The organism is Actinomadura rubrisoli, from assembly GCF_004349215.1.
Taxonomy (GTDB): domain Bacteria; phylum Actinomycetota; class Actinomycetes; order Streptosporangiales; family Streptosporangiaceae; genus Spirillospora; species Spirillospora rubrisoli.
Genome location: NZ_SMKU01000653.1, coordinates 1 through 1,923, shown reverse-complemented (window position 1 = coordinate 1,923; position 1,923 = coordinate 1). Strand labels below are relative to the sequence as shown.

Genomic DNA, 1,923 nt, shown 5'->3' with positions numbered 1-1,923 from the left:
CCACCCTTTCCCACCCTCATCTTGCCCCTGGTTGTGCGGCGCGCGTCACACATTCACTTGCAGTGACCGAACCGACACGCACATCGCAGCAGGAGGCGGCCGTGGCAGAGAACTTCGACGGTACCGAGCATCCGCATGCCTATCCGCTGCTCTACACACTGGCGAACGCGCTGGCCGCGCGTGGCTTCACGACCTCTCTGGGGGCCAGGGCCGTGGCCGTGACCCGGAAGGGCGACGCCTCGCTGCGGACTCAGACGATCACCTGTAAGCCACGGCCGATCGATGGCGACCGCCTCTGGTTTTTCGATGCGCTCGGTGAGCCGATCGCGCAGGCTGACCAGGTCATCGACGCGGCAGTGATCATCGCGGCCGACCTGGCCCCCAGCGACGTGACCGCAGGAGATGACCTGTGATCGCCACCGACTATCTCGACCTGCTCGCGCGGGCCCTGGCCACCGAGGGATGGACCGCGCGTCCGCGCTACGACCAGGCGCCTGAGCGGCTGCATGTGCTCTCGCCCAGCCTCCCCACGGTCGGGGAGAGCATCCGGGTCAAGGCGGGCGTGGGCGGGGTGCCCTGGTTCATCGACTCCACCGGTGATCCGCTGGCCCCCTGCCATGATCTTCCGCGCGCGGTCGCGGAGATCGGTGCGCGGCTGGCACCGGACGCCATTATGGCGGCCGTCCGGCGCGCGGCCAGGGCCGAGCAGGACGCACCCCCACGCGGCCTGATCAGCCGCCTCCGGACCTCACTGGGGCGCATCGATCAGGCCCGACTCGGCCGAACGCGAATAGGGCAGGGGCAGCGCGGCCGGTAGCCCGACCGCGGGCTGAAAGGCCGTTGTGGTGGAGGTGTTAATCTCGCATCTGCCGCTTGGCGGAAGACTTGGTCGCGGGAATTGGGGGCTTGGCCTTGTCCGATGGAGCGCGTCCGGAGTTCGTGGCCCCCGACCAGCAGTTGGACGGGTCCGATCGGCCGACGCCCGAAGCGGTCGGCGCTCCGGCGGAGCACTCAGAGCCCTTCGTGGCGTCCGAAGCCCTCCAGGGCGGGTCAGGGCTTGGGAGGCTCAGGGAACGGCCGCGTGTGTTGATTGCAGCAGTGGCCGCCGTGGTGGTCTTGGGTGGGGGCGGGGTCGTCTGGGCCGCGAGCGGAGGGTCGTCCAAGTCGGCTGCCATGCCGGAGTTCGCGGCCATTCCCGCTGCCTGCTTCAAGCCGTCCGATGGGACGCTGGCGCGCTACATGCCTCAGGCGGGGCAGCCGGAGACTGACACTGATCGGGCTCGTTCGGGACGGCCTTTGGAGTACGCCTCGTGCACCTGGCAGGAGCCGTTGAGCGCACCCAAAGGGAAGACGCTGACCTCCCGGTGGTTGCGCGTCGCCGTGCGCCTGCATGCGGGCGCCGCGGGGATCACCGAGGCGAAGGACACCTACGGGGCCGCTTGGCGGAGTTCGTCGGCGGGGACGGAGAGCAGTTCCTTCGGATCGATTCACCAAGAGGCACCCGAGGTGGTGCCCGGTATCGGCGACGAGGCATTCGTCCGCCACATCACGGCCAAGACCTCGCTCGGTGAGAGCGGGCGGATGTCTATCACGGTGCGGTTGAAGAACACCGTCGTCACGGTGGAATTCCAGGGGGCCCGGTATCCGCTCGACCGGGACGGGGTGATCCAGCGGAGCAAGGCGATTCCGCTGGACAAGCCCACAATGCGCGAGGCCGTCATGGCGTTCGGACGTGATGTCTCTTCGTCCCTCGCGGCCTGCAAGCCCTGCCGTCGGAGATGACGCGAACCGGCCGGTCCGATGGGGACCGGCCGGTTCGGGGGTGTCACTCGTGGGGAGGCGGCGCCAGGTTGCGGTTCGGCGGTCCCGCCGGTGGCGGGGGTTGCTGGAAGGGCGGTCCGCCGTGCTGGGGCGGTGCGGGGG

3 protein-coding genes are annotated in these 1,923 nt (G+C 69.5%); all 3 read left to right on the top strand.

Annotated features, from left to right (window positions below; translation table 11 throughout):
* Positions 1-413, top strand: a 413-nt coding sequence (locus E1298_RS46535) for a hypothetical protein (protein ID WP_207945275.1), incomplete at its 5' end; no start/stop codon positions are given.
* Positions 410-817 carry a hypothetical protein gene (locus E1298_RS46530; protein WP_131903748.1) on the top strand — a complete coding sequence of 136 codons (408 nt, stop codon included), beginning with the start codon at positions 410-412 and terminating at the stop codon, positions 815-817. The genes E1298_RS46535 and E1298_RS46530, both read left to right, overlap by 4 nt.
* Positions 818-1,173: 356 nt before the next feature.
* On the top strand, positions 1,174-1,782 hold the full coding sequence (locus E1298_RS46525; protein ID WP_131903747.1) for a hypothetical protein: 609 nt from the start codon (positions 1,174-1,176) through the stop codon (positions 1,780-1,782).
* The last annotated feature ends 141 nt before the right edge of the window (positions 1,783-1,923 follow it).

Coding starts and splice junctions, on each gene's coding strand:
- E1298_RS46525 (WP_131903747.1), top strand. CDS start 1,174: ATGCCGGAGTTCGCGGCCATTCCCGCTGCCTGCTTCAAGCCGTCCGAT.